Annotated in this window: 25 protein-coding genes; 9 read left to right on the forward strand and 16 right to left on the reverse strand. The window is 39.6% G+C overall.

Annotated elements, in window-relative coordinates; genetic code table 11:
- Positions 1-21: 21 nt before the first annotated feature.
- From PLEUR7319_RS0120965 to PLEUR7319_RS42815, 4 genes are all read right to left on the reverse strand, one after another.
- Entirely contained in the window at positions 22-1,395 is a 1,374-nt protein-coding gene (locus PLEUR7319_RS0120965) for an efflux RND transporter periplasmic adaptor subunit (protein WP_019507194.1), read from the reverse strand.
- A gap of 243 nt (positions 1,396-1,638) precedes the next feature.
- Complete coding sequence (locus PLEUR7319_RS0120970) at positions 1,639-2,076, reverse strand: DUF1330 domain-containing protein (protein ID WP_019507195.1); 438 nt, start codon at positions 2,074-2,076, stop codon at positions 1,639-1,641.
- Positions 2,077-2,236: 160 nt separating this feature from the next.
- Complete coding sequence (locus PLEUR7319_RS0120975; protein ID WP_019507196.1) at positions 2,237-2,671, reverse strand: GNAT family N-acetyltransferase; 435 nt, start codon at positions 2,669-2,671, stop codon at positions 2,237-2,239.
- A gap of 132 nt (positions 2,672-2,803) precedes the next feature.
- Complete coding sequence (locus PLEUR7319_RS42815) at positions 2,804-2,995, reverse strand: hypothetical protein (RefSeq protein WP_144054351.1); 192 nt, start codon at positions 2,993-2,995, stop codon at positions 2,804-2,806.
- Positions 2,996-3,142: 147 nt separating this feature from the next.
- On the opposite strand from PLEUR7319_RS42815, the gene PLEUR7319_RS0120990 reads away from it, so the two are divergent.
- Complete coding sequence (locus PLEUR7319_RS0120990; RefSeq protein WP_026102679.1) at positions 3,143-3,616, forward strand: MarR family winged helix-turn-helix transcriptional regulator; 474 nt, start codon at positions 3,143-3,145, stop codon at positions 3,614-3,616.
- 75 nt (positions 3,617-3,691) lie between these two features.
- Here PLEUR7319_RS0120990 and eis read toward each other — a convergent pair whose 3' ends face one another.
- Positions 3,692-4,846 (reverse strand): enhanced intracellular survival protein Eis, encoded by a 1,155-nt coding sequence (eis, locus tag PLEUR7319_RS0120995; RefSeq protein WP_019507199.1) that lies wholly within the window; start codon positions 4,844-4,846, stop codon positions 3,692-3,694.
- Positions 4,847-4,985: 139 nt separating this feature from the next.
- A complete protein-coding gene (locus tag PLEUR7319_RS0121000; protein WP_019507200.1) occupies positions 4,986-5,657 on the reverse strand; it encodes an MBL fold metallo-hydrolase in 672 nt (223 codons plus the stop codon).
- 202 nt (positions 5,658-5,859) lie between these two features.
- Here PLEUR7319_RS0121000 and PLEUR7319_RS0121005 point away from each other — a divergent pair, with 202 nt between their 5' ends.
- Positions 5,860-6,864: an HD domain-containing protein gene (locus PLEUR7319_RS0121005; protein ID WP_026102680.1), complete on the forward strand. Its 1,005-nt coding sequence runs from the start codon at positions 5,860-5,862 to the stop codon at positions 6,862-6,864.
- Positions 6,865-6,913: 49 nt separating this feature from the next.
- Here the strand turns inward: PLEUR7319_RS0121005 and PLEUR7319_RS0121010 are convergent, their stop codons facing one another.
- The 9 genes from PLEUR7319_RS0121010 to PLEUR7319_RS38405 form a co-directional block, all read right to left on the reverse strand.
- Positions 6,914-7,675: a bifunctional 2-polyprenyl-6-hydroxyphenol methylase/3-demethylubiquinol 3-O-methyltransferase UbiG gene (locus PLEUR7319_RS0121010; RefSeq protein WP_019507202.1), complete on the reverse strand. Its 762-nt coding sequence runs from the start codon at positions 7,673-7,675 to the stop codon at positions 6,914-6,916.
- Positions 7,676-7,925: 250 nt separating this feature from the next.
- The gene (locus tag PLEUR7319_RS0121015) at positions 7,926-8,141 is read right to left on the reverse strand and encodes a hypothetical protein (protein ID WP_019507203.1); all 216 of its coding nucleotides are present in this window, start codon (positions 8,139-8,141) and stop codon (positions 7,926-7,928) included.
- Positions 8,142-8,354: 213 nt separating this feature from the next.
- Positions 8,355-8,843 carry a hypothetical protein gene (locus tag PLEUR7319_RS0121020; RefSeq protein ID WP_019507204.1) on the reverse strand — a complete coding sequence of 163 codons (489 nt, stop codon included), beginning with the start codon at positions 8,841-8,843 and terminating at the stop codon, positions 8,355-8,357.
- A gap of 81 nt (positions 8,844-8,924) precedes the next feature.
- Positions 8,925-9,344, reverse strand: a complete 420-nt coding sequence (locus tag PLEUR7319_RS0121025; RefSeq protein WP_019507205.1) for a DUF2267 domain-containing protein — start codon at positions 9,342-9,344, stop codon at positions 8,925-8,927.
- 120 nt (positions 9,345-9,464) lie between these two features.
- Positions 9,465-9,866 (reverse strand): SgcJ/EcaC family oxidoreductase, encoded by a 402-nt coding sequence (locus PLEUR7319_RS0121030; RefSeq protein ID WP_019507206.1) that lies wholly within the window; start codon positions 9,864-9,866, stop codon positions 9,465-9,467.
- A 174-nt stretch (positions 9,867-10,040) separates the two neighbouring features.
- On the reverse strand, positions 10,041-11,057 hold the full coding sequence (locus PLEUR7319_RS0121035) for an NAD(P)-dependent alcohol dehydrogenase (RefSeq protein ID WP_019507207.1): 1,017 nt from the start codon (positions 11,055-11,057) through the stop codon (positions 10,041-10,043).
- A 95-nt stretch (positions 11,058-11,152) separates the two neighbouring features.
- Positions 11,153-12,124 (reverse strand): RNA polymerase sigma-70 factor, encoded by a 972-nt coding sequence (locus tag PLEUR7319_RS0121040; RefSeq protein WP_019507208.1) that lies wholly within the window; start codon positions 12,122-12,124, stop codon positions 11,153-11,155.
- 14 nt (positions 12,125-12,138) lie between these two features.
- Positions 12,139-12,600 (reverse strand): carboxymuconolactone decarboxylase family protein, encoded by a 462-nt coding sequence (locus PLEUR7319_RS0121045; RefSeq protein ID WP_026102682.1) that lies wholly within the window; start codon positions 12,598-12,600, stop codon positions 12,139-12,141.
- 290 nt (positions 12,601-12,890) lie between these two features.
- The gene (locus PLEUR7319_RS38405) at positions 12,891-13,619 is read right to left on the reverse strand and encodes a calcium-binding protein (RefSeq protein ID WP_019507210.1); all 729 of its coding nucleotides are present in this window, start codon (positions 13,617-13,619) and stop codon (positions 12,891-12,893) included.
- Between the two features lie 132 nt (positions 13,620-13,751).
- Between PLEUR7319_RS38405 and PLEUR7319_RS43620 the strand changes: the two genes are divergently transcribed.
- Together PLEUR7319_RS43620 and PLEUR7319_RS0121065 are read left to right on the forward strand one after the other, a co-directional pair.
- The gene (locus PLEUR7319_RS43620) at positions 13,752-13,934 is read left to right on the forward strand and encodes a hypothetical protein (RefSeq protein WP_019507211.1); all 183 of its coding nucleotides are present in this window, start codon (positions 13,752-13,754) and stop codon (positions 13,932-13,934) included.
- 774 nt (positions 13,935-14,708) lie between these two features.
- A complete protein-coding gene (locus PLEUR7319_RS0121065) occupies positions 14,709-15,542 on the forward strand; it encodes an aldo/keto reductase (protein ID WP_019507212.1) in 834 nt (277 codons plus the stop codon).
- Between the two features lie 262 nt (positions 15,543-15,804).
- Here the strand turns inward: PLEUR7319_RS0121065 and serS are convergent, their stop codons facing one another.
- On the reverse strand, positions 15,805-17,085 hold the full coding sequence (gene serS, locus PLEUR7319_RS0121070) for a serine--tRNA ligase (protein WP_019507213.1): 1,281 nt from the start codon (positions 17,083-17,085) through the stop codon (positions 15,805-15,807).
- 224 nt (positions 17,086-17,309) lie between these two features.
- Here serS and PLEUR7319_RS36255 point away from each other — a divergent pair, with 224 nt between their 5' ends.
- The 5 genes from PLEUR7319_RS36255 (at position 17,310) to PLEUR7319_RS39595 (ending at position 21,241) form a co-directional block, all read left to right on the forward strand.
- Positions 17,310-19,799: a dynamin-like GTPase family protein gene (locus tag PLEUR7319_RS36255; RefSeq protein ID WP_019507214.1), complete on the forward strand. Its 2,490-nt coding sequence runs from the start codon at positions 17,310-17,312 to the stop codon at positions 19,797-19,799.
- Positions 19,800-19,807: 8 nt separating this feature from the next.
- Entirely contained in the window at positions 19,808-20,191 is a 384-nt protein-coding gene (locus tag PLEUR7319_RS0121080; protein WP_019507215.1) for a KGK domain-containing protein, read from the forward strand.
- 108 nt (positions 20,192-20,299) lie between these two features.
- Positions 20,300-20,587, forward strand: a complete 288-nt coding sequence (locus PLEUR7319_RS0121085; protein WP_019507216.1) for a KGK domain-containing protein — start codon at positions 20,300-20,302, stop codon at positions 20,585-20,587.
- A 37-nt stretch (positions 20,588-20,624) separates the two neighbouring features.
- On the forward strand, positions 20,625-20,999 hold the full coding sequence (locus tag PLEUR7319_RS36260; protein WP_019507217.1) for a KGK domain-containing protein: 375 nt from the start codon (positions 20,625-20,627) through the stop codon (positions 20,997-20,999).
- Positions 20,999-21,241 carry an HNH endonuclease gene (locus tag PLEUR7319_RS39595; protein WP_019507218.1) on the forward strand — a complete coding sequence of 81 codons (243 nt, stop codon included), beginning with the start codon at positions 20,999-21,001 and terminating at the stop codon, positions 21,239-21,241. Before PLEUR7319_RS36260 ends, PLEUR7319_RS39595 begins: the two co-directional genes overlap by 1 nt.
- Positions 21,242-21,346 lie beyond the last annotated feature (105 nt).

The raw sequence follows: 21,346 nt of genomic DNA on the forward strand, positions 1-21,346 counted from the left end.
TTATCAACTAGCGGAGAGTAACTAATCGCCAATAGCCAAAAACTCAGAGGGAGAAGCTTCGGTTGAAGAACTTGCCGATTCGGGCATGATGACAGCCCCATCAGAGAGATTTAACAAACCAGAAGTAATCAGAGTTTCTCCAGACTCTACCCCGTCAATAACTTGATAGTAGTTCCCTTGAATTGAACCTAATTTGACTGGACGTTGCTCAGCTGTTTGTGTTGATTCTTCTGATTTGGTAGTTTCTGAATTTTGAGCAATAAAGACAAATGCCTGACCTCCCAAGCGGGTAATCGCCGAAGCGGGTATTAAAACTCCTGAAACTTGCTCCCAAATTATTCTGGCTCGAACAAATTGCTTATCTCGTAGTTTCCCCTGGGGATTGGGAAAATTAGCTTTTGCCAAAACAGTCTGAGATGTCGTATCTACTGTAGGAGAGATAAAACTAATCGTGCCCACTATTAAAGGTTCTCCTCCTGGAGATGTCCTGAGTTCTACTGGCAAACCAATACTTAATTTAGTAGTATCTTCAATCGAAACAGCAAGACGTAATTCCAAAGCTTGGTTTTGGGTAATTGTGGTTAGAGTGTCAGTAATTTCGACATAATCTCCAATCTTGACGGGAATATCGCCGATATTTCCTGTCAGTGGGGCAACTACTTCTGTATCTTTTAGATTTTCCTGTTCTAAATCTGCTTCTGCTTCTGCTTGCCTAAGATCGGCATTAGCAGCCTCTATCGCCGCTTCCGCAGCTTGGATTCGCTTTTGAGCCGCTTCAAAGCTAGCCAGGGCAGCTTGGCGATCGCGTTTAACTCGGTCTAGATCTTGGGCGGATTGCGCTCCTTCGGAAACTAGAAAACTTGTCCGTTTCAATTCTTCTTTTTGTAACTCTAACTCTGCTGCCTCCTTAGATGTTTCTGCTTCAGCTGCTCTGAGTTCTGATTCAGCTCGGTTAAGAGAGGCTTTTAAAGAATTGATCCTCGCGATCGCACTATTTAGTTGAGCCTGATTTTTATCGGGTCGAAGTTGAATTAGAGGTGTTCCTTGATTAACATTGTCGCCAGAACTAATTAAAATGTTGACAATTCTTCCTTCGGCTTCTGGTCGTAAATTTACTCTTTGACGAGCCTCAAGTGCGCCGACAAATTCGGAAGTATTATTAATTTTACTAACTTCTAACTGTTGCAGTCTTACGGGAATGGCAGGAGTAGATTGATTCTCTGTCGTCAGAGGAGCATTATTTTGCTTCAGCCATAGCCAACTGACACCGCCACCACAAAGTATTGTCAAACTCAACAATACCCAGAGCCATTTTGAGGGACGATTCTCTGCTGGGGAGGATTCAAATTCTTCAAACTTCTCGTTGAACGGATTAGCAAATTCAGAAGATTTCATCTTTCCTAAGGATCTGTTCCGATCCTAGATAATTACTAGTAGCTCTTCTTAATTAAATGAAGTACATTCTTGACGGACAACTGACTGTGGAGAGATCACATTACCAGTGTTCTCAACCTTAAGGGACAATCGGGAAGAAATAGGGATGCACTTGGAAATAAATTGAATACGGTAATGTAGCCAAAAACTGTAGTTCTACTACTAAAGATTTATACAGGTGAGATAGAGTCATCAAATTAATGCCTACACTGTACTAACCAAAAAGACATCTTGTTTTTCTAAGGCTGCTTGTCTAAACTTAAAAGCCTTTTGATATTCATCATCTTGGAATAATTTGAAGAAGTACTCCCGTCGAGGATACTGTCCAATCGCAACAATATCCCATTGGGTCGAATTATCTCCGATTAAACTACCTTCAACAATCCCTCGGAGAATGAAATGTCCGCCAACCTGAGAAACTTTAGGAACACTGGTTTTAACATAGACTGCAAAGGCTTCCCTTCCAGCCATTTCTTTTCCACTGATTAAAGTTGAATCGGCGCGATCGCTAAACTTGAAAAAGTTAACAACTGTCAGGGGTGAGTTCATATCCCCACTAAGGAGAGTTTCCCATTGTTTAGCCGTTGGTAATCCTTGACCAGAACCATAAATATTAATCAGATTTTCGGTTGAATATTGCATAATATCTCCAATTATCTTTTTTTTGACAGGTATGAACGTTCGACATATTTCACCTGATAAAAAGTATCTAGAGTTTTCTGTCGTTTGGGAGGTAGTGCATTTGTCATGGTCGGATCTCCTAACACTTAAGTCAGTTTGAAAAAAGAAAATAACTGAGCTGTTACTTAGCAGCGATAAACTTCAAGCGCAGCAAGTCATTGCCTGTTTTGTCATGGACTTTTTCTTCAATTTTCTCGAACCCATAATTGGAGTAGAATTTTCGTCCTATCGAGTTTTTAGTGAATACTTCAACCTCAAGACTTCCACGTAATTCCTGGGCTTTATCCATCAAAGCTTTACCAATCCCTTTTCCGTGATATGAAGGTTGTAAGAATATTCCACCGACTTCATTACCTATGAGTGCAATAAACCCAATAACCTTTCCGTCTAGCTCGGCTACCCAAGTTTCCGCATTGGGCAGATATAACTCAGCGATATTTATTCGCTCTTGCGCCAAAAAATCTTCTTCTAAAAATGGGTGAGCCATCTTTGAAGCGCTCTCCCAAGATGAAATTACTGCTTTCAAATCATCATCAGTGTATTGTCGTATTTGCATAATTGTTTTTCTTTAGCCTTTAGCCTTTAGCTTTTGGCTTTTAGCTATTAGCCTTAGTTTAAGTTATCCGTCTAACAGCTATAGCGAAGATAAAGGGCTTCACTCAAAAGTTAACCATTAATCGTATTGATATCAGCAAAACTTCGGTATGAGACGAGCGATCACTCTTTGATTTCCCTGATTTATGGACTGAATCACCAGCGGTGCTTGGATACCAAGTATCTGGTCGACAATAGACGAGTTGAATATCATCAACATGGCACAAGTAAATGAGAAAACAGCATTTGCTATAAGGGCAATTCGTAATGGTAGTGAGCTATTCATCGGAATCTCCTTGATTATGTTGTTGTCGCAAAAACTTTTAAGTGAGGTCGTGAAGCCGATACCGAAGACTGCGCGATAGGCAAATCGCTTTGCTATCTATGTAAATTTGGTTGACAATAAGTTTATGTTAGTGTGAGATTTTTATTTATGTCAACCAGGTTTACAAAAAGAGACATTCCGATGGTGGAGAGTCAATCGCTCCAATTGTTTTTTGGCGCAACAAAGATGAACGAACAAATATCTCTTTACCTATCCAATGCTTTGAAAGAGAGGGGATATCAATCTATAACTCCTTGTGTTCTCAGATTTCTGAGCGCGCTAGAATGTGGCACTAACTATGGTTCAGAAATTGCCCGCAGCCTGTGCATCTCTAGGCAAATGGTTGCCAAAAAAGTAAAAGAATTATGCTGTATGGGATATTTAGAGCAAGTTGACGGCAAAGGAAAACAAAAGGAAATACTATTTACCGAATTAGGCGAACACTTAATGTCAGATTCAAGACAACTTCTAGCAGAACTTGATGAGATTTTATGTGAAAAACTTGATCGATCTTCGCTTCAAGAAACAGTCGAGAGATTAAAAGGCATTCAAGCAATCGTGTCACATATTGATCGAGATTAAGATATTTGCAACTATGCCACAATCCTCTAATTTATAGACTTAAATTTGTCTCAAGGCATCTATGCAAGTAAAGACTCAAAAGAAGTCTGGCATCCAAGGGCGATCGCCTGAAAAAATTAAACTTGCTGTTGCTAAAGCCGCGGGAGTAGCTTGTATATAGTTTAGCTGCTTTAACTGAGTAGGACTCAAAAAGCCTGCATAAAGGGAGGCAAAATGACAAATATTGAGTTGGAAATCACCATTTCCTCCTCGACTTACCTCTCCTTTTCCTTGAGACACTTGCAAACAAAACTTACCATTATTAGCAGGGAGCAATTCATCTTTAATATCTAAATGTAATTCTGCTGACAATTCTGGTGGATAACCCCGCTTTGTCAGTGCAGTAGGTAAATCGATAACTCGCAACATCCAATTTTCCTGTTTCTCTACGATCGCACTTTGTTCGGGTAAAAGTAGTAGGAAAGGATTAACAGGAGAACCCCACCAGGTTACTTCTTTAATTTGCGATCGATGATCTCCTAGAAATGTCCATACTCGCTTGGCTGCTGCTGCGGTTAACAATGCCCAATCTGCGATCGCGATTTGCTTCTTTTCTTGAGTGAAAATTATATAGCCTTCTGGACGATCGGGCGAACCAATTAGATAAGCATAGAGCGTTCCTTCTTTTGGAGGTTCTAAAACTGACTCCCAAATGGCTTGAGCGCGTTCTAAGTTTCCGTTATTCAACCGAGACTGTTGGCGATAAATATCGGCAATACGGCGATCGCTTACTTCAATTCGTTCCAGAGTCAAATCCCTTTCCCGTAGCTGAATGCTGGCTGTTGGTAATTTCCATTTACAGTAACTACCGCCCTGTTCGTATCCTACCTGGCGATAGGGTATTTGGGTTGCAGGATACAACGCAGAAATAGGAATTTGCTGACGATGTAGCTCTTGAATCGTCTGTTTTAAAAGCCGATTGGCGACACCTTGTCCTCGATATTCGGGAGCGACACCAACAGCAGCAATTCCTGCCATTGGTACGGTTTTACCGCCAAACCACTGACCCATATGATAAATTGCCAAACCGCCGATTACTTGGTCTTGACGAGTAATTATACGGAAATTTTCTTCACCAATACGATCGAGATATGGCTGCCATTCTGATAGAAGAGAACCAAAACACTGACAATCAATTTCTCCCAACCGTTCGAGTTGTTGGGTATTAGGGGTAGAAATATATTGGTACATATTGATAATTGATTTTAAGCGTTGATATTGACCGCAGAAGGCGGTGAACCTGTGACGTAAAGCTCAATCTATCACTCCAAAACAACCATGATTCTGTTTCTGGTTCAATTTAATTGCCTGCCTTTTAGGTCGCGATTTGTTAGTTGTTATGATTGAACTGTTCCATTAAAAAGGGTTTCCCGTGTCCAGGATAAACAGTATTTATTCCTAAACTTTTGAGTTTTTTGACACTGGCACTTGCTGCCAAGGGATCGTCAATTATCGACCAGAGTTTTGGTTGATCGGTATTTCCTAATAAATCCCCGCAGAATAAATTTTGATCAGCTAATAAAACGCCGATTGAGCCTTTTGAATGACCAAGAAGATCGAGAACTTGAGCATCTAATCCATATTTAGCAAGTTTATCTCCATCTTTGAGATACAGATCTGGTTTAAATCTGTCCGATCTATCTAATCCAAACAACAGACTAAATATTATCTTAATAAAAATATTTGGTTTTCGGCGATTCCAGAACATATCTCCCCGTTCGACCATGCCCAGATCGGCATGATGCATAGCTATTTTTGTCCCAAACTTTTGACGAAAATATGCAGCATTTCCACAGTGGTCTATATCTCCATGAGTTAGGATAATTAGCTTAAGATTGCCCGAATGGCAGCCTGCATTTCTCAGTTTTGTTTCAATAGTGCTGCGCTGATTTGGCATCCCCGTGTCGATCAAGATATAATCATTGCCGATTTTAACAAGGTAGCAATTTACGGAAATATTTAATGCAAAAGGAGTGGTAATGGTGAGAATTTCTATAGTCATAGATTCCTCCTAGTTACTTAGATAAGACATAAGTATTGAGTGTCCTAATCTAAATTCGTATTGCCATATCTAAATTATTCATTAAGTCCATACTAAAAGTGAATTATTTTTGTTTCGGGTGCAATAGAGACAGTTTTAGCAGCAAGCGATCGCAACAGGTACGGCAACAGCAGTCTTGTAAAAGAATTTGTCAATATGGTTAATGAAGAATCAAGCTAGCACAATGTTTTTTGATGATAGTGTCTACGGAACTTTCACGATTAGCGAACCCATACTTCAAGAACTAATCGCCAGCGAGCCTTTACAACGCCTCCAAGACATTAGTATGGCAGGATATGCAGAGCCATTTTTTCCTGACTCTTACCACAGTCGTTTTGAACACTCGGTTGGGGTTTGTTATCTATTGTCTCATTTTGGTGCATCTTTGGAAGAGCAGATAGCAGGACTGTTACACGATATTTCCCACACTGCTTTTTCTCATTGTATAGATTATGCTCTCTCAGAAGGTTCTCAGACACACCATACTTTCCAAGATGATGCTTTTGAAACTTTTGTAACCCACAGCGTCATCCCTCAGATTCTCCAAAAGTATCAGTTCAAGGCGCAAGATTTCTTTGATGAGTCTCGTTTTCCTCTATTAGAACAATCCTTACCAAGTCTTTGTGCCGATCGCATTGATTATGTTTTGCGTGCTGGTATTCATCATCGAGTTATCGATCGCCCAACCATTCAAGAATTTTTAGATGGGCTTGGTATCATCGATCGACAATGGGTTTTTAAAAATTCTCAACTAGCACGGAAATTTGCGGAATTTTTCCGCCATATCAACGATAAATACTACTCTAGTTTGGAATCAGCCGTGATGTTATGCAGTGTTGGCAACTTGCTCAAACATAGTCTGAGTCAAGGTTACATCAATCGAGACGAATTATTTCAAAGCGATCGCCAGATATTAGCTAAAATTACGCCCCATCTTCAAAAAGATTTGCATCTGTTGCAGTATTGGCAGCAAATGAACGATCGGATTGAAGTAGAAAATAATTCCCAAAACTTTGATATTTTGGTTCGCTGTAAATCGCGGATAGTCGATCCACTGTGTTTGGTTGGCGGACAAGTGCAAACCCTATCTCAGTATCATTCAGATTGGCAAGATGCGATCGTCCAAGATTCTCAGCCAAGAGTGTATCATCTCAAATTTCATCATTAGCCGTTGGTAGGTGTGAATTCTGAATAGCGATCGCCATTAGCAGTAGCAATTAGCCTTCGGCTATGACTAGCATTTCAAAATCTTCAGTGGTTAATTGATCATCTCGGCTAAAAGCACCTAGTTTTGCGCCAAATATCTCAATAGTTGTAAAATCAAGCCTCTTTGATAGCCAAGTTATTTCAGATGGCGCATAATATCTTTCATTACATTGCAGTTCTTTTTTGTTTCCCAGATCGTCTTCAAAATACACAGTGCTAGATTCCCGAAAAGTCATTAGATCGAATGAAATATTATCAAGGGTTGAATTTTCTTCTTTGACTTGGGAATCGAGAAATTCTTTGACAGAATGAAACAGAGGAAACAAAGCATTCAAAGTGGTAAAAATCATTTTTCCTTCTGGCTTTAAAGCATTGGCAGCATTCTGGAGAATTTGAAAATTCATCTCATCAGTTTCCATCAAGGTAAATCCACCTTCACAGAGCATAATAACCAAATCAAATTCGTTTAAATAAGTAAGATTTCTGGCATCACATTGTAGGAAATCAATTTGCAGATTTTGTTCGACGGCTTTTTCTCTAGCACGTTGCAAAAGTGATTCTGACAAATCGATCCCGACGACTGTGTATCCTCTTTTAGCTAATTCAATAGAATGCCTGCCCGTTCCACATCCTATATCTAATATTTTGCAGTTTTTGTTGTAATTAATCTCTTGTTCGAGAAAATCGCATTCTCCAATAGTTCCATGAGTGAAACTTTCGCGGTCGTATTTCACTCCATAATCTTCATATAACTCTTCGTACCACTGTTTCATCTTTTTAATTAGCTCTAATTTATTAAAAGAACATTGAATGGGGAAAATGTAGGAATAGAAGCGATCGCCATTGAATTCACCTTTGATAAAGACGATTTAGCATGACTTTTACAGTTCATAGATAGCCTTTGTCTTTGAGGGTTTCAGGAGACAGTCTTCGTTTGGCGATCGCAGCTTGTACAACATCCTTAGCCTTAATTTGTCTCGACTAAATTTTGATAGGCGAGCTAGTGAAATTTGGTTCGACTAACTAGTATGAATAGATCGCGTAACTCAGGTAAATACCTAAAGCAACAAATCCGACACCTGAGAATTTGAGTGCTTGCTTGCTGGTTTTTGGCGATCGCAACATGACTTCAGGTATGACAATTAATCCTGCACCTTTAATGGTAGTAAAGATACCAATCAGCGTAACGAGTATTTCCAAAAGGTTTCCCCAACGGAAATGTTGAATCAGAATTGACATACCAAACAGAAAATGGGCTGCCCCAGAAAGATTGATGGTTAAGGAATCTATAGTGTCATCATCTGCACCATCTTAGAGTAGAAATTTGTTGAAATTAGCAATCCCAATCCAGTTACAACAAAATAAGCAGAAGTAATTTGGGCATAAAAGAGAGTTGTCTGGCTCATCAACGTTCCTCCATCGTACAACACTTCCTTTAGCGGTTTTTTGGTATTAAACTGTGTTTGCTCGTGGACGGCGTACAGCCATAAACCATACCCACCAAATCAAAAAAAGTTGCAGTGGTATACGGAAGAGAAGATATCGCGCACCTTGGACATTGCCACCAAAATCTACAGAATTGAGTGAGGCATAAATGTTAGAGGGCAGCACGCAAATTAGAAATGCGATTGGCTTTGCCACTGCGCGGAGCGCAATCGCCACAATACCCGTTATACGCCGAGCCGATGACCACAAAAAGCTAATACCCATAAGGATTTCCATGATTCCAGTGATGTAGATGATGGGATAGCGAGCGGGCAACCGTTCTGGCAGCATCTTCACCATACCGTCCGCTAAACTAAAATGACTTACTCCTGTAAATAAAAACAGGGCAGCAAATGCAATACACCCAGCAGTGCGAACCTGATGGGAAAGACCTGTAATCCCTAATATTCCCCACGTCACAAAAAAAACGCTGAGTAACACAACTAGAACAATCATTGAGCTTCCTTTCCTTATACGAAATCCAAAAACAATGCTACATATCGAATTGCAGGACTGAGTAATGAGTAACAAGGTAAATTATATTTCCCAAAACTCCACTGCACCTACTGGTAACTGGGTAAGCAGGCGATCGAAGGCTTCTTCATCTACATGCCTTCGCAAAGCACCAGCCACATCACTAATCGCCGTATCCGTAGAAAAATTGTGTTCCGAACGCAACGACTTTACCTCCTGCGTCATAACTTCACGATTCTCGAATGGCTTTGTCGGCTCATCTGTATTCCAGTCGGTAACAAAGAGCGCTCTCAGGCAAATCGGTAGTACATTAGCAAAAGCAATAGCGTCTTTCGTTGAAAGTCGGTGACGAAACGTGTGAAATACCCCCTGAGTCATTGTATAAGCTACGTGAGTACTCCAAAGCCCTGCCGTATCCCGCGCGTCTACTAAATAATCATAGAATCGACCTGAAGCGCGCTCATATTCTAAAGGTACTGGCATATCTGTATCCCTATAAATCGATTATTTTCCGAGTATAAAGTTACCTATTACCCGCCACAGACAACCTTTCCTTTGTATCGTAACTGATGAACTCTCAAGGATCGGTGTGGATGAGCTTTGTTAGATACTTGTTTCTAATAGCTCTACGCCGTATGAATTATCAATAGCACACAACCACTTGCCATCAGTAGTCTTTTTATAGACGTAAATTGCATCTCTTTCAGTGGAAAACTCTGAATCTAGCTTTTTAGGAGACTCGATATAGGTTTTTGATAAAACCAAGGCTATATTTCCAGCCTCAATTATAACCATGTCACTTTGTGACACTTTCAGACTGTCGTTAAAGTAGTCAGAAATTTTCTTATGTGCCTCTTTAATCGCTTCACGACCTTGTACCAGCGTCCCAGGCTTAACCACCAATACCGCATCTTCACTATAGCAACTGGCTACAGTATCAAAATCGCGATCGCCGATCGCTTTGTCTGCTTTGGCTATTTCTTGCTTTAGGGGATGGTTCTCCATTTTTGCCTCCGCATAGCATGGATTTTTAGATTGTTATTCTGGAATTACAGCGATCGCATCAACCTCAAACAACATTCCATCTAACGCTAACCTTGGCACTGGAACTAATGTTTGTGCTGGTGCTTTCTGACCCCAAATTGCTGATATTTCCGATGTTAACTGTTCCAGCTTTAATTAGACTTTAACCACTGCTCGAAAACGCGCTTTGCCATCGCGAACGTGTTGTACAGCTTTGTTAATATCCTGCATGGCAAACTGTTCGCACATCGGCGTAATATTATGAATCGCACAAAACTCCAGCATTTCTCTAGTATCGGAAGGCGAACCCGCACGACCGCCACCGACTTTCTTTTCGCTGGCAATTAGTGGGAAAGGCATCAATGATACTGCCCCATCGGGAACACCGCAGATAACTAAAATTCCTTCAGGTGCTAAAGCATTTATATAAGCATTCCAATCCACATTTGCCGAAACAGTTGACAAAATAAAATCAAACCGTCCCGCAGCTTTTTCTAAATCTTCTGGTGATTCTTTGGTGGCAATAAAATCAGTTGCTCCCAGTTTGCGGGTGTTTTCTTCCTTAGAACGAGTAGTGCTAAGACCCGTTACCTGGGTTCCCATTTTGGCCAAAAACTGTACTGCCAAGTGACCCAAACCGCCTAAACCCAAAACCGCAGTTTCCATTCCAGGTCGTACGCCATAGTGTCGGATCGGCGACCATACCGTAGTCCCTGCACACATCAGAGGACCTGCAAGAGAAGGATCTAACCCATCGGGAATGGGAATTGCCCAGCGAGATTGCGATCGCACTCTATTTGCCCAAGCACCATTACGATCGACAATTGTTTGACCTACTTCGTCTTCGTTCAAGCACAGTTCTTCTTTGCCCGCGTCACAGTTTTTACAGTGATTACAAGATGCCGACTGCCAACCTACTCCTACTCGCTGACCGATGCGATCTGGAGCTACTTGACTCCCTACTGCCACGATCTTACCAATAGCTTCATGTCCAGGGATAAAAGGATAGCTAGACATTCCCCACTCGTTATCGATCATTGATAGGTCACTGTGACAGATGCCACAATATTCAACTTCTACTTCCACCTCATCCGCAGCTAATTCCCCTGGATTGTATTCAAAGGATTCTAACTTTCCGCCTTGTTCTTTACAGGCGTAACCTTTAATCATCATAGTTGCACCGCTTCTGATAATAATTCAATAATTGATTTGTTCGTGATGGCGATCGCCAGAGACTTTTCCCTCAAAATCACTTTGCATGAGAAGGTTTAAGAAAAATTATAGGCTAACTGCGACCGACTTGAGCCGTGTAAGTTGTCGAGCGCCATTTCTGCCACCTTTTTGGAAAAGCTCTGTTTTAACTTGTTCGGGTTTCTCATAAAATAGAGAGACTGGATTCGATTATCCACAATGTCAATTGCTACCACGTTTTCGAGCTTGCTGCCAAGAGTGTAAACAATGCCTGGTTGACCGTTCACCCGAACCAACTCAAGCTCATACTTTAAACCAAGCTTCTGACTACGACGATAAATTGCCCTCAAGAAACCAGCTACCTTAGCTGCACCGTGCAGAGGCTTGAGGCAAGCTACGACTTTACCACCTCCATCAGACCAGAAGGTAATATCTTCAGCTAGTAAGTCAAGCAATCCTTGCAAATCTCCTCGCTGAGAAGCTGCTATAAATTTGCGGGTGAGTCGTTCTTGCTGTTGAAGAGAAACTGAAAAGCGCGATCGCCTTTTGGTTAAATGCTGACGTGCCCGTCGGGCAATCTGTCTACAGTTGGTAGGTTTTTTTTTAACGATTTGGCTAATTTCCTTGTAATCATAACCAAAGGCTTCTCGTAGCAAAAAGACAGCTCGTTCTAATGGCGACAATTGCTCTAGTAAGACTAGGAACGCTATAGTCAAAGAATCTGCCAACTCAGCCATTTTGCTCGGGTCAGTAGAAGATTCTGTAACAATCGGTTCGGGCAACCAAGACCCAACATACTGTTCCCTTTGAACCCGGGCTGAGCGTAGTTGGTCAATGCACAAGCGAGTAACGATTGTCGTGAGGTAGGATTTGGTAGACTTGACGCTTTGTTGGGACGTTTGCTGCCACCGCAGAAAAGTTTCCTGCACCATGTCTTCGGCATCCATGACACTGCCCAGCATACGATAGGCGATCGCAAATAGCAACGAACGATATTGATCGAAGTCTTCAAGCTGATCTATGGGGGCTTTTTTGGAGCTGGTAATCATGATTACTTTACTTATTATGCTGTTGCTTGTACTTGATAACTTCCAGGTACGATCTGGGTGGCAATACTAAGGCGGTTCCAAGCGTTGATTGCCACGATCGCCATTAGTAGTTTTACGATTTGCTCGGGTGTAAAGTAGCGACTCACTTCTTCGTATACTGCATCAGGTACGCCGTGTTTGCCAATTTGCGTTACGGCTTCGGTCAAGGTTAATGCAGCACGCTCTTGGGAAGTAAAAAAGGGCGTTTCTGACCAAGCACTGAGGGCATAGAGCCGCTGTTCCGTTTCTCCCGCGTGTCTGGCATCCTTGGTGTGCATATCAATGCAGAAAGCACAGCCATTGATTTGAGATGCTCTGGTTTTAACAAGTTCGAGTAGGGTTTTATCTAATCCACTGGCACGAACATAGTTCTCAACCTCCATCATGGCATGGTAGGCAGCAGGTTCAACTTTGTCAATTTTAAGTCTTGTCTTCATTTTAAGATCTTCTAATCTAAAGTCTTCATTCAATAAGACGAAGTAGATACTTGATATGTGACAAGCTTTTATACTCAGAGGAATCTATCCAATTGAAAACAGCTATAAATGCTTGCTTATTGATTTTTTGCGATCGCTCTAATTAGTTTAGCTGTAACTTGGGGAGGATATAGATTAAACCCCATTAGTAAATAAAAGTTCCTAATTCTACTTTCTCATGAAAGAAAAATCCCCCGTCATTCATACGGGAGAGTGCCAATAGAGCTTTGGAGAAAAATTTTAAGGCTTTTTTAAATTAAAGCGAAGTTGGCAGCAGTCAAATCTTCAGCTGCAAAGCCGAGTAGAGTTACTGAGTTGTCATTTCCCAGATCGATAACAGTATTTTGCCCTACCTGAGTCGCTGCTCCATCTGTGCCCAGAACTTGACCAATATCATTAAACGAGCTGCTCAAATCCAGAACGTCTACCGTCTCGAAGTCAGTAACTATATCTGCTCCATCTCCCACAATAAAGGTATCAAAACCTGGACCCCCTGTAAGTTGGTCATTACCTGGACCTGCAATCAGGAAATCATTGCCACTAGACCCCGTCAAACTGTCATTACCTACTCCACCATTAACAATAACTGCATCAGGAGTATTTTGAACGAAGTTGTTATTGTCCGCCCCAAGTTCAAGATCATCCTCTAGCAATAACTCTCTTAATACTACAGAGCCAGTATTTCTGGTAATTCTTAGAGCATCAAAGTCTAAATCATCAACGTCGTCGTCATCATCAAATTCGCCAACAACAATTACTTCTTCTCCATTTATTTCACTCAAAAAATTATCAATGGCTACATCATTAATGTCATCTAAATCATCAATATCATCTACATCATTTAAATCATCATCATCAAAATCAACCTCAATACTTCCGCTAGTATCGCTGAGAGTAAAATCATCATCGTCAACTTCAGTGATAATTCCTCTAATAGTTTGTATTGCTTCTGGTTGTAATTCATTGATTCCTACAATCATGTTGATACTCCCATCATTGAAATTTATTTTGTAGAAAAACCTCTATATTTACCAAAAAGCTCTAAGCTCTAAGCCAATAGCTCTAAGCTCTAAAGTTTACGCTTTGTAAACGGCTAACAGTGAGACAGTTCGTTGGCGGTGAAGCAGGGCGTTGGCGGGGTTCCCCCGCTTGAAGCCACTGCTGAACCCTTTAGGGGGTACGATGCGGCCATACGCCTGGCCTTTGTCCCGCTTAAAGAAACTGTCGAACCCGAAGGGCTTATAGCTATTGGGTTTAATGCCCCCAGCAAACAAAGTTTGGTGGTCTTCAATTAGGAGGGGTTAAAGCCCCTTCTAATTGGCTTATAGCTTATAGCTTATAGCTTATAGCTTATAGCTGCGGCTTTGCCGCTTTACTGTTCAGTATTTCTATATACAGATTTCCATAGTGAATTAAGTTAGTTGTGAATTTTGGATTATGTTAGATGAAATTTAAATGAAAAAAATCTTATAATTTGTTTAATTAGCTATTAATAGGGCTTCTTTCAGCGACTTGGAGACAGTCCCGTAGGCTCATATCTCCATCTCCCCATCAGCCTCAACCGACAACTTGCGCGTTCCTTAGCCGAGGTTTCCTCGGCAAGCTCCCTCGTCAAATTCGATCTTAACCAGCTTAGTTCTTTAAGTGACTGATTTGACACTCCCCACGCATAGAATGCGGGGGATTCTTGATTCATCCCGACGTATCTAGATGAGAACACCAATGGTGAAGACACATCCCCGAAAGAGGTCGATCCACAAGCTTTCACTACCATTACAGGCAGTCTGTTCCTGGTTGTCCTCCAGTACAGTGAAGCAAATCTTCTTAACTTCGTGGCTAGAATATTTTACCCACTCAAGCTCTTGTGAGTGGAACCCTATATATTCTCTTTTCAAAGTACTGATTATAGACTTGGTTTTCATCTACAAAACTATAGTACATCAGTTCAAAATCTTGGTATATAAAGATTTAGTGTCGAAAATGTCAACTCTCAACCCTTTGTTGCCAAGTTCGCTTTCATCCCCATGTCTATAAGACAGGGGTCTTCTCGCTCACAAAAGGATAAACTAATGCAAACATTACAATTACCATCAGGAAGAGAAATACCTTTATTGGGACAGGGAACATGGCGCATGGGAGAAAAAGCCAGTCAAAAAAGAGCTGAAATCAATGCTTTACGTCTGGGAATAGATTTGGGTATGACTCTAATTGATACTGCCGAAATGTATGGTGAAGGTGGTGCGGAACAGATAGTTGCCGAAGCAATTTCAGGTCGGCGACAAGAGGTGTTTTTAGTTAGTAAGGTTTATCCGTTTAATGCCAGTTATCAGGGTATTATCAAGGCTTGCGATCGCTCTCTATCGAGACTCAAAACCGATTATCTCGATTTATACTTGCTACATTGGCGTGGCTCGATTCCCCTATCAGAAACTCTTAAAGGATTACAGCATCTCAAGCAGGTAGGCAAGATATTAGATTATGGGGTAAGCAACTTTGATACAGATGACATAGAAGAAGCCGAGTCGTTACCAGGAGGGAAAGAAATAGCTGCTAATCAGGTACTCTATAATTTGATGCGTCGCGGTATAGAGTGGGATTTACTTCCCTGGTGTAAACAACGTAGTATACCAATAATGGCTTATTCTCCCGTAGAACAAAGAGCTTTTGTTAATGATTCCAAGTTAAAAGGTATAGCAGTTAAACACAATGCTACCTCAACACAGATTGCCCTTAGTTGGCTGCTACATCAGGATAATGTTATCTCGATTCCTAAAGCTACTAATCCCAAGCACGTCAAAGAAAATCGGTCTACTCTGGATATCAAGCTAACAGAGGCAGATATTCTGGCAATCGATCACGCTTTCAAACCACCAAGCCGGAAAATGTCCCTAGCAATGAGATAAGTAAGCTTAGACTCACCTAGGTTGCATATATTCTGTTGCCTATTCCCTATTCCCTATTGCCTTTACCAAAATCTGGGGATGCAGTTTGAATGCGTCAAAGCTTATCTTACCAATTATTTTGATTTAATTAATGACTGACGTTACGCAGTACAACGAGAAATCAATGATTTTAGTAATCGATAAAAACAGGATAATATTCCCTTTAACCTTTAACCTTTTCCCAGCCTCAACAGATTAATTAGTGCGTAACATCAGTTAATTACTATAAAACTTCTCGTTTTAAATAAAGTTGCAAAACCTCAGGTACTCTAATCGTCCCATCGGGCTGCTGATAATTTTCTAAGATCGCTGCCATAGTTCGACCTACTGCTAGTCCCGAACCATTTAAAGTATGAACGAACTGGGTACCTTTTTGACCAGCTTGTTTAAAACGAATATTAGCTCGACGGGCTTGAAAATCTTTGAAATTGGAACAGCTAGAGATTTCTCGATACATTCTGGCAGAAGGCAACCAAACCTCTAAGTCATAACATTTAGCCGCCCCAAAACCGATATCTCCAGTACATAATTCTAAAACACGGTAGGGCAACTTTAAAGCTTGAAGGATTGCTTCAGCATTTTCCAGCAATTTCTGATGTTCAGCATCAGATGTTTCTGGGGTAACTATTTTAACCAACTCTACTTTGTTAAATTGATGCAGTCTAATTAAACCTCTAGTATCTCTTCCTGCACTACCAGCTTCCCTTCTAAAACAAGGAGTATAAGCACAATGATGGATGGGTAATTCCGTATCTTCCAGAATTTCATCTCGATAGAGATTAGTCACAGGAACTTCGGCAGTGGGAGCTAGCCACAAATCATCGTTACTACATTTAAAACTGTCTTCAGCAAACTTAGGTAGTTGACTGGTACCTTGTAAAGAATCGCTGTTTACTAGTACTGGGGGCATGACTTCTGTATACCCAGACTCAATTTGAGTATCTAGCATAAAACTAATCAAAGCTCTTTCTAATGCTGCTCCTGCACCCACTAAATTTACAAAGCGACTTTGAGCTACCTTAACAGCTCGTTTAAATTCGAGAATCCCTAATTTTTCGCCAATTTCCCAATGAGGCAAAATATCCTTATGATCGGGAATGTATTGATCTCCCCAACGTTTAATTTCGACATTATCTTCTTCGCTTGTGCCAACTGGAGTTGATTCATCGGGTAAGTTGGGTAATTCTAGTAAAAGAGCTTCTATTTTGGCTTTTAATTCTTTCTCTTGGGGTTCAAGTTGATTTAACTTAGCTTTAATCTCATTACCTTCAGCTTTTAATTGAGCAATCTCTTCTCCCTTAGGATCGCAACCACCACCAATTTTTTTCCCAATCAGTTTGCCAATTTCGTTCCCTCTGGCACTGAGTTGACTGCGGTTAGTTTCTAGCTCTCGGGAAGTGCGATCTAATTCCAAAATTGCTTGAATATCGTATGTACCGTTACGGCGATTGATTAATTCTTGGGTTCGCTCAGGATTTTCTCTGATTAGTTTGAGGTCTAGCACCGCTTTTTTTAAATCATTGGCATATATTTTCTCTATGCTAGGATATCTCGTTTTGGAATTTTAACGAAGACTATTTACAGGGGTTATTGAGATTATGTTTAGTTTAGTAGCTCCATCAAATCAATGCTCTATGGCGATATCGAATAGAGAAGATTCAAAACAAATAGATAATTCTGATTATTCTGAGGGAACTCTAAATTAAGTAGTATAACTTTTCTGGCTGTATGAGTTTTCTTCCACCTCAATGTTCCGAACTGTCTAATAACGTCAACAGTATTTTAGATTTGGTATCAGAATTAAATACAAATCAACAAGATATTCGAGTTGTCGAAGCATCGTTAAAAAAAGCGATCGCACCTAAGTTTGAGATTGTCTTTGCCGGGGCATTTAGTGCTGGAAAATCGATGTTGATTAATGCACTACTAGAACGGGAATTGCTTTATAGTGCCGAGGGACACGCTACAGGAACTGAATGTTACATTGAATATGCTGATCCAGCAGCAGAAAGAGTAGTTCTGACTTTTCTGAGTGAATCTGAAATTAAACAGCAAATTATTAGTTTATGCCAGCATTTGGGGTTATCAACATCAGATAATGTTAGCGAATCAGCAGTCATCAATTCTCTTACTCAAACTTGTGCTGCAATTATTGAACAAGAAGGTGGTGTCAGTAAATCAGAAAGAGCAAAAAAGGCTAATGCCTTAGATTTGCTGTTACAAGGATTTGCAGAGAACCGCGATCGCATTGATGCCAAGAAGAATAATACTTACTCGATGGAGGAATTTAATTTCTCTAATTTATCCCAAGCAGCAACCTATGCTAGACGGGGAAGTAATAGTGCGGTATTGACTAAAGTTGAATATTACTGCCATCATCCTCTCTTAGAAGATGGCAATGTCTTAGTTGATATGCCAGGTATTGATGCCCCGGTTAAAAAAGATGCCGAACTTACCTACAGTAAAATCGAACATCCCGATACTTCGGCGGTAATTTGTGTTCTCAAACCTGCTTCGGCTGGAGAAATGACATCCGAAGAAACCGAGTTGATGGAAAAGATGAAGTCCAATATGGGAATACGCGATCGCGTTTTTTATGTTTTTAATCGCATCGATCAAACTTGGTACAACGGACAATTAAGACAGCGTTTAGATAACCTAATTCAGACTCAGTTTAGAGGTAATAAACGAGTATATAAAACCAGTGGTTTGCTAGGATTTTACGGTAGTCAAATTAAATCTGCCAATAGCAGCGAACGTTTTGGTTTAAATTCTCTATTTGCTGAAAGCGTCAAAGGGATTGGCGGGGAAGAAGAAACACCCCAATTTGTCAGTGAATTTAATAACTACTGTGCTAACTCAGGTAAACTTACTCGCACAAATTTTAGAGTATCTGTTAATGGTTACGAAACACCAAATGAAAACTACACTCGCATCCTAAGTGAGTTCGGGACACCATTGATTGAACAATTGATTGCCGATAGTGGGATTGAAGAATTTCGTAGGGCTATTACTCGCTATCTTACAGAGGAAAAACGCCCACAGCTATTTGCCAACTTAGCTGAAGATCTCAAGCCTGTCTGTACCAAGCTCAAACAAGATTATCTCAAACAATTACAAGAGTTAGCAAATCAACCCCATGAAATTGAAGCGATGAAAACTCAGGAGTTGACACTACTCAATCAAAAGTTACAGATAATTGGCAAAGAATTTTCCGAACACTTAGAAAATGAAGTGAACTCTATTGTTACCAATCAAAATTCTGAATTTGAATCGGACTTTCAAAAGCTAAAAGCTCGGATGGTAAGTCGTCTAGATGAACTACTACAAACATTTTCCGTGCAGGATGCCTACAGTCTCGCTACGTTATCTCATCCCCGTAATGCAACTGCACCTTTAATTGCTGTTTTAGTAGAAGCTTTATATTATCTGGCTAACGAACTTGAAGTTATTTTAGTTGCCGCATCAGAAACATTAGTTCATAATTTTTGTGAGCATTTAGGCGATCGCTTAAAACAACAAGAATATTATCGGACATTAGATCGCTTACTAGGCGAAGACACTGGTATCCAATCAGAATTAAAAGAATTAGAAACTAAATTGATTCATGCCTTAGTTAGTGAAGCCAAAACAGAATGCGATCGCTATGTTAGGGAAAGCCGCCGTTTTTATGACGAAGGAACATTTTCTATCTATCAATTTCGTCAAACATTACAACAGACTTCACAGGGTTATGACTGTGCCAGTATGGTTGAAGCTGAACCTGCCATCCGTCAGTTATTAAAGTTAGATTTTGAACCAAAAGTTTCCACCACAATCCGCCAAAATTTCCGTCAAACTATTAACCAAACAATTAAGACCCATTTGTTGCCAATGGCAGAAAGGCAAGCAGAGAAAATATTACAGTATTATCCTCAAGCAAGAGCATTTTTAGAACAAACTTTAGAACAAGAAGCGATTACTAAGATTGCCTTAAATCAAAAATTACAATTGGATTTAAAGCAAAAAATCAAACAATATAATCAGTCAGTTAATGAATTAAATAATTGCTGGCGATCGCTTCAATTATCTGAATATCAACTACCAGTTATCAATCAACAGGTAAGTGTTATCAATATTGATTCAAACAAGATACAGCTCGAGCAAAAAGATAAAGATTCTAGTCATTATCTTAATGATATTCGCCAAATAAAAGTAGATAACACTAATCCAAATTAAACAATCAAATGACAAATTCCAATATTGATATAAAGCCAAATGAATATTTAGCTAACTGTAATAATAGAGATATTATTTCTTTTGATTCCAGAGATCCTATATTTGTTTATAAATTATTTGATCTCATAAAATTAGCATTTAACAGTAATAGTAATATATTTCACACTATTAGCAACTCAATTACTCAAAAACTAAAATGTAATTGCGATGCCAAACTATGGTTTCAAGATGGAGAAAAATGCGAGATTTTAAAAGCTGGTTCTTCAGGCTGGCAAAAAGGAAAAATAAAATTAAAGCTAAACATATCTCTAGAATTTATTCCTGATAAACCTGAAGAAATAGAATCACCCCTTGATGATATTCGCCAAGCTGAAATAAATAATATTGAGTAAAACTATAATAATAAAATGGATAATTCTAATTTAGAGCCAAATGAATGATGATGTTTGCAAATAAATCAATCCTACAATATAAAAGCTAAAACTAAAGAGGAATTAATAATGAAAGGAGTAGAAAAATTTATTAATGGTGATGAAGTGATCTCAATTAATAATAAAGACGATAATATTTTGATCAATCATCATACATATAAAGCTCAAGAATTTTTGGACAGATTAATTCAAAGTATAAATGCCAACAAAATGGGAAGATGGCTTAATGAAGGAGTTCCTTGTAAGCTTCTATCTCCCAATCAAAACTGGCAAAAAGGTAAGATAAAGATTTGTTTACGTTTTATTCCCGAGCAATCAGAATCGATACTGGATGATATAAGACATGAGAATCAATAGAAATATTAATTAATACAAATTTATCCGAACTATCAATATGAACTCAGAAATTAAATTTCAACACTTAGAACATGAAGACTCTAATACAGTTATTTCTTTTAGCAACGGAACAACATTTAAGATAATTAAGTTTATGGAGTACATAAACAGGTCTTTTGGGAACTTGGTACTAAATAATTTACCAGAACAATTAAAACAAGGAGGTTTAGGAACTCCCCCTTCTCATCAAAGGTGGAATACAAGCGTTGATGCTGAGATTTTAGAACCTCAATCTAGAGAGTGGCAAAAAGGGAAGATTAGAATGAGAGTGATCTTGGAATTTTGTCCTGATGAGCCAGAAGAAGTTAAAAATGATAATTTGTCTCAAAATAGTGATTCTTTAGATGATATTCGCCAAACTATTTCTCAATAATGTCCAAAACGCCAAGAACTAATTTACCTCAGTCTGTTAAAAAGTATGTGTTGCAGCGAGACAATTATCAATGTCAAAGCTGCGGAAAAAAGAATGCGGAAACACAACTACATATAGATCATATTATTTCACTGGCTAATGGTGGCAGTAATGATATTAGTAACTTGCAAGTCTTATGTAGCCGATGTAATCAAAAGAAGAAACATCATTTTGATTCTCGTTTTCAACGTCATTTTGATTAATCAAGTTGATAGGCAAAATTAACAGTAATTTGATTTTAAGTATATTGGCGATCGCTCTATAAGCGATTATAAATTTATAAAAGTGATTTTGTCTCTGACGAAATA

This window comes from Pleurocapsa sp. PCC 7319, assembly GCF_000332195.1.
Classification (GTDB): domain Bacteria; phylum Cyanobacteriota; class Cyanobacteriia; order Cyanobacteriales; family Xenococcaceae; genus Waterburya.

What these genes read in the sequence shown, in the direction of transcription:
- PLEUR7319_RS42815 (WP_144054351.1), bottom strand. Translation starts at nt 2,995, where the DNA reads ATGAATAGCTCACTACCATTACGAATTGCCCTTATAGCAAATGCTGTT.
- PLEUR7319_RS0120970 (WP_019507195.1), bottom strand. Translation starts at nt 2,076, where the DNA reads ATGCAATATTCAACCGAAAATCTGATTAATATTTATGGTTCTGGTCAA.
- PLEUR7319_RS0120965 (WP_019507194.1), bottom strand. Translation starts at nt 1,395, where the DNA reads ATGAAATCTTCTGAATTTGCTAATCCGTTCAACGAGAAGTTTGAAGAA.
- PLEUR7319_RS36260 (WP_019507217.1), top strand. Translation starts at nt 20,625, where the DNA reads ATGAACTCAGAAATTAAATTTCAACACTTAGAACATGAAGACTCTAAT.
- PLEUR7319_RS0121015 (WP_019507203.1), bottom strand. Translation starts at nt 8,141, where the DNA reads ATGTCAATTCTGATTCAACATTTCCGTTGGGGAAACCTTTTGGAAATA.
- PLEUR7319_RS0121035 (WP_019507207.1), bottom strand. Translation starts at nt 11,057, where the DNA reads ATGATGATTAAAGGTTACGCCTGTAAAGAACAAGGCGGAAAGTTAGAA.
- PLEUR7319_RS0121000 (WP_019507200.1), bottom strand. Translation starts at nt 5,657, where the DNA reads ATGACTATAGAAATTCTCACCATTACCACTCCTTTTGCATTAAATATT.
- PLEUR7319_RS0121040 (WP_019507208.1), bottom strand. Translation starts at nt 12,124, where the DNA reads ATGATTACCAGCTCCAAAAAAGCCCCCATAGATCAGCTTGAAGACTTC.
- PLEUR7319_RS36255 (WP_019507214.1), top strand. Translation starts at nt 17,310, where the DNA reads ATGAGTTTTCTTCCACCTCAATGTTCCGAACTGTCTAATAACGTCAAC.
- PLEUR7319_RS0121010 (WP_019507202.1), bottom strand. Translation starts at nt 7,675, where the DNA reads ATGAAACAGTGGTACGAAGAGTTATATGAAGATTATGGAGTGAAATAC.
- PLEUR7319_RS0121080 (WP_019507215.1), top strand. Translation starts at nt 19,808, where the DNA reads ATGACAAATTCCAATATTGATATAAAGCCAAATGAATATTTAGCTAAC.
- PLEUR7319_RS0121025 (WP_019507205.1), bottom strand. Translation starts at nt 9,344, where the DNA reads ATGCCAGTACCTTTAGAATATGAGCGCGCTTCAGGTCGATTCTATGAT.
- PLEUR7319_RS0120975 (WP_019507196.1), bottom strand. Translation starts at nt 2,671, where the DNA reads ATGCAAATACGACAATACACTGATGATGATTTGAAAGCAGTAATTTCA.
- PLEUR7319_RS0120990 (WP_026102679.1), top strand. Translation starts at nt 3,143, where the DNA reads ATGTCAACCAGGTTTACAAAAAGAGACATTCCGATGGTGGAGAGTCAA.
- PLEUR7319_RS0121045 (WP_026102682.1), bottom strand. Translation starts at nt 12,600, where the DNA reads ATGAAGACAAGACTTAAAATTGACAAAGTTGAACCTGCTGCCTACCAT.
- PLEUR7319_RS38405 (WP_019507210.1), bottom strand. Translation starts at nt 13,619, where the DNA reads ATGATTGTAGGAATCAATGAATTACAACCAGAAGCAATACAAACTATT.
- PLEUR7319_RS0121020 (WP_019507204.1), bottom strand. Translation starts at nt 8,843, where the DNA reads ATGATTGTTCTAGTTGTGTTACTCAGCGTTTTTTTTGTGACGTGGGGA.
- eis (WP_019507199.1), bottom strand. Translation starts at nt 4,846, where the DNA reads ATGTACCAATATATTTCTACCCCTAATACCCAACAACTCGAACGGTTG.
- PLEUR7319_RS0121085 (WP_019507216.1), top strand. Translation starts at nt 20,300, where the DNA reads ATGAAAGGAGTAGAAAAATTTATTAATGGTGATGAAGTGATCTCAATT.
- PLEUR7319_RS0121005 (WP_026102680.1), top strand. Translation starts at nt 5,860, where the DNA reads ATGAAGAATCAAGCTAGCACAATGTTTTTTGATGATAGTGTCTACGGA.
- PLEUR7319_RS0121065 (WP_019507212.1), top strand. Translation starts at nt 14,709, where the DNA reads ATGCAAACATTACAATTACCATCAGGAAGAGAAATACCTTTATTGGGA.
- PLEUR7319_RS39595 (WP_019507218.1), top strand. Translation starts at nt 20,999, where the DNA reads ATGTCCAAAACGCCAAGAACTAATTTACCTCAGTCTGTTAAAAAGTAT.
- PLEUR7319_RS0121030 (WP_019507206.1), bottom strand. Translation starts at nt 9,866, where the DNA reads ATGGAGAACCATCCCCTAAAGCAAGAAATAGCCAAAGCAGACAAAGCG.